General features: G+C 55.0%; 6 protein-coding genes. 4 read left to right on the plus strand and 2 right to left on the minus strand.

All coding sequences use genetic code 11. The features are described from left to right. From ACW14G_RS21840 to ACW14G_RS21855, 4 genes are all read left to right on the plus strand, one after another. Window positions 1-888: FAD-dependent oxidoreductase (locus ACW14G_RS21840; RefSeq protein ID WP_455648799.1), on the plus strand; the 888-nt coding region annotated here is incomplete at its 5' end. Window positions 889-1,097: 209 nt separating this feature from the next. After that, window positions 1,098-2,180, plus strand: a complete 1,083-nt coding sequence (locus ACW14G_RS21845) for a PDDEXK nuclease domain-containing protein (RefSeq protein WP_419057467.1) — start codon at window positions 1,098-1,100, stop codon at window positions 2,178-2,180. A gap of 137 nt (window positions 2,181-2,317) precedes the next feature. Then, the gene (codB, locus tag ACW14G_RS21850) at window positions 2,318-3,568 is read left to right on the plus strand and encodes a cytosine permease (RefSeq protein WP_249022686.1); all 1,251 of its coding nucleotides are present in this window, start codon (window positions 2,318-2,320) and stop codon (window positions 3,566-3,568) included. Beyond that, on the plus strand, window positions 3,558-4,838 hold the full coding sequence (locus ACW14G_RS21855; RefSeq protein WP_455648800.1) for a cytosine deaminase: 1,281 nt from the start codon (window positions 3,558-3,560) through the stop codon (window positions 4,836-4,838). The genes codB and ACW14G_RS21855 overlap by 11 nt, the downstream gene beginning before the upstream one ends. A 33-nt stretch (window positions 4,839-4,871) precedes the next feature. Here the strand turns inward: ACW14G_RS21855 and sspB are convergent, their stop codons facing one another. Further along, window positions 4,872-5,372, minus strand: a complete 501-nt coding sequence (gene sspB, locus ACW14G_RS21860; RefSeq protein WP_163447765.1) for a ClpXP protease specificity-enhancing factor — start codon at window positions 5,370-5,372, stop codon at window positions 4,872-4,874. A 4-nt stretch (window positions 5,373-5,376) separates the two neighbouring features. Continuing rightward, on the minus strand, window positions 5,377-5,975 hold a 599-nt coding region (gene sspA, locus ACW14G_RS21865), incomplete at its 5' end, for a stringent starvation protein SspA (RefSeq protein ID WP_455648801.1).

Below are 5,975 nucleotides of genomic sequence, written 5' to 3' on the forward strand. Positions count from 1 at the left end.
CACCCGGAAATCGGCGGTCTGCTGACCTTCGGTATCCCGGCCTTCAAGCTGGAGAAAGAAGTCATGACCCGCCGCCGTGAGATCTTCACCGGCATGGGCATTGAATTCAAACTCAACGTCGAAGTGGGCCGTGACGTACAGCTCGACGACCTGCTGAAAGATTACGATGCCGTGTTCCTCGGTGTCGGTACCTATCAGTCAATGCGCGGCGGGCTGGAGAACGAAGACGCTTCCGGCGTATTCGACGCCCTGCCGTTCCTGATTGCCAACACCAAGCAGATCATGGGCTTCGGCGAAACGACTGAAGAACCGTACGTCAGCATGGAAGGCAAACGCGTGGTGGTACTGGGCGGCGGCGACACCGCGATGGACTGCGTACGCACCTCCATTCGTCAGGGCGCAACGCATGTTACCTGTGCCTACCGTCGTGATGAAGAGAACATGCCGGGTTCCAAACGCGAAGTGAAAAACGCGCGCGAAGAAGGCGTGGAATTCCAGTTCAACGTGCAGCCGCTGGGCGTAGAAGTGAATGCCAACGGCAAAGTCTGCGGCGTGAAAATGGCGCGTACCGAGATGGGTCAGCCAGATGCCAAAGGCCGCCGTCGCGCGGAAATCGTCGCCGGTTCCGAGCATGTGGTTCCTGCCGACGCGGTGGTGATGGCGTTCGGTTTCCGTCCGCACAGTATGGAATGGCTGGCGAAGCACAGCGTCGAGCTGGACTCTCAGGGCCGTATCATCGCCCCGGAAGGCAGCGATAACGCCTTCCAGACCAGCAACCCGAAAATCTTTGCCGGTGGCGACATCGTGCGCGGTTCCGATCTGGTGGTAACGGCGATCGCCGAAGGCCGTAAAGCGGCTGACGGGATCATGAACTACCTGGAAGTGTAATTCCTGCTGGCTCCCCTGCCCCAGCTTCACGCTGATGGATGGGGAGCCAATATTTTTCTGCTAAATACATACGAATTCATTCTTCGAAAGCCGCTCGCAATTACTGCTGCAACGCAATGTAATACACCTCTCCTGGATTGACCGGGCTATGCCTGAAGTGTATTGGTAGCGATATCTTTTTATTTCGCAACTCTCGCGCCAGGGATGACATGACTACGCCTACACCACCACAACACGCTGACGATTATCAGCAAATCCATGACGGTATTATTCGCTTAGTAGATACAGCCCACACTGAGACTGTCCGCAGTATTAACGCGTTGATGACGGCAACCTACTGGGAAATCGGCAGGAGAATTGTCGAATTTGAACAGGGCGGCGAAGCAAGGGCGGCTTATGGTATTCAGCTCATTGAGCGGTTATCCGCAGATTTAAGCCTGCGCTATAAGCGTGGATTCTCCACCGCAAATCTACGCCAAATGCGCATGTTTTATCTTTATTTTCAAGATATTGAAATTCAGCAGACAGTGTCTGGTGAATCTTCAAATCTCATTTACCTCGCCAGAGTTTTTCCACTTCCCTGGTCAGCTTACGTGCGTTTACTCTCGGTAAAAAATCCCGATGCCCGCACTTTTTACGAGAAAGAGACGCTACGTAACGGCTGGTCCGTGCGGCAGCTCGATCGGCAAATCGCCACTCAATTTTACGAACGAACGCTGCTGTCACACGACAAATCCGCCATGTTGCAGCAACCAGCACCCGCCGAACCCAACGTTTTGCCGGAGCAAGCCATACGCGACCCGTTCATTCTGGAGTTTCTTAACCTGAAGGACGCGTATTCAGAGTCGGATCTCGAAGATGCCCTGCTCAGCCACCTGATGGACTTTATGCTGGAGCTCGGTGACGATTTTGCTTTTGTTGGCCGCCAACGCCGATTACGCATAGACGATAGCTGGTTCCGCGTCGATCTGCTGTTCTTCCATCGCCGTTTGCGCTGCCTGCTACTCGTTGACCTGAAGGTAGGCAAATTCGGTTATGCGGATGCCGGGCAGATGAATATGTACCTGAACTATGCCAAAGAGCACTGGACAATGCCGGGAGAAAACCCGCCCGTTGGGTTGATTTTGTGCGCGGGAAAAGGCGCGGGGGAAGCGCATTACGCGCTGACTGGCCTGCCGAATACCATCATGGCGAGCGAGTACAAAGTGCAGTTGCCTGACGAACAACTCCTTGCAGACGAACTCATTCGTTCACAAGCCATGTTGGCACCTCACCCCACAGGAGTGGATTGACTGTAAACCGAAGGAAAGCGGCGAAATCATCATCCTCATGAATAATAACCGACAAAAAATCACGCGGAAACGTTTGCTTTATTCTGAGAACTGTATATTATGCGGCGGATTTTTTGGGCAAAATTCATGGAGGCATTGTGTCGCAGGACAACAATTATAGCCAGGGGCCCGTCCCTCTGGCGGCGCGGAAAGGCGTAGTTCCACTCACCTTTGTGATGTTGGGGTTAACGTTTTTTTCCGCCAGTATGTGGACCGGAGGAACACTCGGTACCGGTCTTTCCTATCATGATTTCTTCCTTGCAGTTTTCTTCGGTAACCTCCTCCTCGGTATCTACACCGCATTTCTTGGTTTCATCGGCGCAAAAACCGGACTCTCTACCCACCTTCTTGCTCGTTACTCCTTTGGCGTAAAAGGCTCATGGCTTCCTTCCATGCTGCTCGGCGGCACGCAGGTAGGCTGGTTTGGCGTCGGCGTGGCTATGTTTGCCATCCCGGTGGGCAAAGCAACGGGCATTGACGTCAATATCCTGATTGCGGTTTCCGGGCTGTTGATGACCCTGACCATCTTCTTCGGTATCTCGGCACTGACGATTCTCTCGATTATCGCCGTGCCTGCGATTGTCATTCTGGGCAGCTACTCGGTCTGGCTGGCGGTGAGCGACGTTGGCGGTTTAGACCACTTAAAAACGATTGTGCCGCAGACGCCGCTCAATTTCTCCACCGCACTCGCGCTGGTTGTCGGCTCGTTTGTCAGCGCCGGTACCTTAACCGCCGACTTCGTTCGCTTTGGCCGCAACGCCAAAGGGGCGGTGCTGATTGCGATGGTGGCGTTTTTCCTCGGTAACTCATTGATGTTTATCTTTGGGGCTGCGGGCGCTGCCGCTGTCGGGCAAGCGGATATTTCTGACGTGATGATAGCCCAGGGCCTGCTGCTGCCGGCGATTGTGGTACTCGGCCTGAATATCTGGACCACCAATGACAATGCGCTGTACGCATCTGGTCTGGGCTTTGCCAACATTACCGGTCTTTCCAGCCGCACGCTGTCGGTGGCGAACGGTATTATTGGGACGCTGTGCGCACTGTGGCTTTACAATAACTTTGTCGGCTGGCTGACCTTTCTGTCGGCGGCGATTCCCCCTATTGGGGGCGTGATCATCGCCGACTATCTGTTGAACCACCGCAAATATGCCGACTTCAACAAAGCGCAATTTATTACCGTGAACTGGGTGGCCATTCTGTCCGTTGCACTGGGTATCACTGCGGGTCACTATATTCCCGGAATTGTCCCGGTCAACGCCGTCCTCGGCGGCGTATTCAGCTATATCCTGCTGAACCCACTCTTTAATCGTAGCCTTGCTAAATCCTCGGAGGTTAGCCATGCAGAATAATAATATTACCCTTCGTCAGGCCCGCTTGCAGGGGCGCGAAGGATTGTGGCAAATCACCATTGAAAACGGACGCTTTAGCCATTTTGAGCCTCAGGCAACGGCGTCGGCGCCACAGGGCAATGTGCTGGATGTTGAAGGCGGTCTGGCAATCCCTCCGTTTGTTGAACCGCACATCCATCTGGACACCACGCAAACCGCTGGCGAACCAAACTGGAACCAGTCAGGCACGCTGTTTGAAGGTATTGAACGCTGGGCCGAACGCAAGGCGATGCTCACTCACGAAGATGTAAAAGCGCGGGCCATGCAAACCCTGAAGTGGCAGATGGCCAACGGTATCCAGTACGTTCGTACTCACGTTGACGTCTCCGACCCCACGTTGACGGCGCTGAAAGCCATGCTGGAAGTGAAACAAGAAGTCTCGCCGTGGGTCGAGCTGCAAATTGTCGCGTTCCCGCAAGAAGGCATTCTTTCTTATCCCAACGGTGAGGCGCTGTTAGAAGAAGCGGTGCGTTTGGGCGCCGACGTTATTGGCGCCATTCCCCACTTTGAATTTACCCGTGAATATGGCGTTGAATCGCTGCATAAAATTTTCGCCCTGGCGCAAAAATACGACAGACTCATCGACGTACACTGCGATGAAATTGACGATGAGCAATCACGCTTCGTTGAAACCGTCGCGGCGCTGGCGCACCGTGATGAGATGGGGGCTCGCGTGACTGCCAGCCACACGACGGCAATGCACTCCTATAACGGCGCGTACGCTTCCCGCCTTTTCCGCCTGTTAAAGATGTCCGGCATTAACTTTGTCGCCAATCCGCTGGTGAACATTCACCTGCAAGGACGTTTTGACACCTATCCGAAACGCCGCGGCGTCACGCGCGTCAAAGAGATGCTGGAAGCGGAGATCAACGTCTGCTTCGGTCATGATGACGTCTTCGATCCGTGGTACCCGCTGGGCACTGCGAATATGCTGCAGGTGCTGCATATGGGATTACACGTGTGCCAGCTGATGGGATACGGGCAGATTAATGATGGGCTGAACCTGATAACGACCCACAGCGCGAAAACGCTGCATCTGCAGGATTATGGTCTTGAGGTCGGTAATAGCGCCAATCTGGTGATTCTCCCTGCGGAAAACGGTTTTGATGCTGTACGTCGCCAGACGCCAGCCCGTTACTCTATCCGCCATGGTCGGGTGATTGCCGAAACGGTGCCAAGCCAGACGACGCTTCACCTCGACATGCCAGAAAAAGTCACGTTTAAACGATAGCCATAACAAAACAGGCCCGTATGGGCCTGTTTTCTATTTCACAACGCGAAGCGCCGGACGCCCGCCGCGAGGCGGTGGTGGCGTATCGTCGGGATCGTCTCCGTCGTCGCTATCCGGCTTATTGCCATCAATCACCGACATCACGGTCTCGCTTGCGCCGTTATCCACGTCTTCGCCGTCGTTGAAGCCTTCGACATTTTCATCGTATGCGGCTTCTGGCTCAAACATGGTTCCGGCACCGTTCTCACGGGCGTAGATCGCCAGCACGGCAGCCAACGGAACGGAAACCTGACGCGGCACGCCGCCAAAGCGCGCATTGAAGCGCACTTCATCGTTGGCCAGCTCAAGATTCCCCACCGCACGCGGCGCGATGTTCAACACGATCTGCCCGTCACGCGCGTATTCCATCGGCACATTCACGCCTGGCAGCATAACATCTACCACCAGGTGCGGCGTCAGCTGGTTGTCCAGCAGCCACTCATAGAATGCACGCAGCAGGTACGGGCGGCGCGGAGAAAGTTGCGAAACTTCCATTCAGTTAACCCCGGCCAAGGCGCATTTCGCGCTCGGCTTCCGTTAAGGAGGCGAGGAAAGAGTCACGTTCGAAGACGCGCGTCATATAGCCTTTCAGCTCTTTCGCGCCAGCACCGCTCAGCTCAATGCCCATTACCGGCAGACGCCACAGCAGCGGCGCCAGGTAGCAGTCGACAATGCTGAATTCATCGCTCAGGAAGAACGGCTTCTGGGTGAAGACCGGCGCGATCGCCAGCAGCTCTTCACGCAGCTGTTTACGCGCGGCGTCAGCCTGCGCGGCGGAACCGGTCATCACGGTGTTCATCAGTGAGTACCAGTCTTTCTCGATACGGTGCATGTACAGGCGGCTTTCACCACGTGCAACCGGGTAAACCGGCATCAGCGGCGGATGCGGGAAACGCTCATCAAGGTATTCCATAATGATGCGTGATTCCCACAGCGTCAGCTCACGATCTACGAGTGTCGGAACGCTTTGATTCGGGTTGAGGTCAATCAGATCCTGCGGTGGATTGTCCTTTTCCACGTGCTCTATCTCAAAGCTGACACCCTTCTCAGCCAGCACAATGCGGACCTGATGGCTATAGATGTCAGTAGGACCAGAAA

Source organism: Kluyvera sp. (genome assembly GCF_965301105.1).

Bases quoted from the DNA above. Each gene is read 5' to 3' on its own strand.
- ACW14G_RS21855 (WP_455648800.1), top strand. From the start codon at position 3,558: ATGCAGAATAATAATATTACCCTTCGTCAGGCCCGCTTGCAGGGGCGC.
- sspB (WP_163447765.1), bottom strand. From the start codon at position 5,372: ATGGAAGTTTCGCAACTTTCTCCGCGCCGCCCGTACCTGCTGCGTGCA.
- ACW14G_RS21845 (WP_419057467.1), top strand. From the start codon at position 1,098: ATGACTACGCCTACACCACCACAACACGCTGACGATTATCAGCAAATC.